The organism is Vibrio sp. 03_296, assembly GCF_002265885.1.
In genome coordinates, this window is sequence record NZ_NPKW01000873.1 from 1 (window position 1) to 788 (window position 788).

Below are 788 nucleotides of genomic sequence, written 5' to 3' on the forward strand. Positions count from 1 at the left end.
GGCAGTTCCCTGCCAAGAAAAAACAGCTGCATGTTGATGGAGCACTAACTCAATCTTCAGACACCTTTGCGTATGCCGATGAGAGACGCTTGTTTTATGTGGCGTTAACTCGCGCCAAAGAGAAAGTTTGGATCACACACAGTGGTGCAGGTTCCGGATTTGTTCAGGAGCTGTTGGAAAACGACTACCCAGTGGTGAAACACAACAGCTAGATAAGTGTGGTCGCGAAGGAAAACTCAGCGCGAAAGAACAAATAAAAATGCCAGCAACTGAGTTGACTGGCATTTTTATTGTCATCCCCAAACCACCGATTTTAGCGGTGGATGATTGTTGAGGCACTCAGAAAGAAGAATTAGGTGCAGGCCGTGCCAAATAGGCTTGGTAATCAGGTATTTCGACGTTAACTTCTTCATTCAACAATGGCGATTCAAAAAGGAATTTTGCCGTTGCACGGTTGGTTGCCACTGGAATATTCCATACACTGGCAATGCGCAGCAGCGCTTTTACATCGGGATCATGCGGTACCGCATTCAGTGGATCCCAGAAGAAAATCAGCATATCGATTTTGCCTTCTGAGATTAAAGCGCCAAGCTGTTGGTCACCGCCCATTGGGCCGCTGATCATACTTTTAATCGCAAGCCCGGTTTCGCGACTAAGCATGTGGCCAGTTGTCCCTGTGGCATACAAGAAGTGGCTCTGCAATTTTCTTTGTTCTCTTTACCATGCGTAGCAGCTCTAGGCYTATAGTTATCGTGTGCAACCAATGCAATGTGTTTATGCGCTGGCAT

Annotated in this window: 1 protein-coding gene and 1 pseudogene; one reads left to right on the top strand and one right to left on the bottom strand. The window is 46.8% G+C overall.

Going from position 1 to position 788, the window contains the following annotated elements; all coding sequences use genetic code 11:
* Window positions 1–212, top strand: a 212-nt coding sequence (locus CIK04_RS28520; protein WP_176463462.1) for an ATP-binding domain-containing protein, incomplete at its 5' end; no start/stop codon positions are given.
* Between the two features lie 127 nt (window positions 213–339).
* Here CIK04_RS28520 and CIK04_RS28525 read toward each other — a convergent pair.
* A pseudogene (locus CIK04_RS28525) lies at window positions 340–788 on the bottom strand (methylglyoxal synthase); the annotation flags it as partial.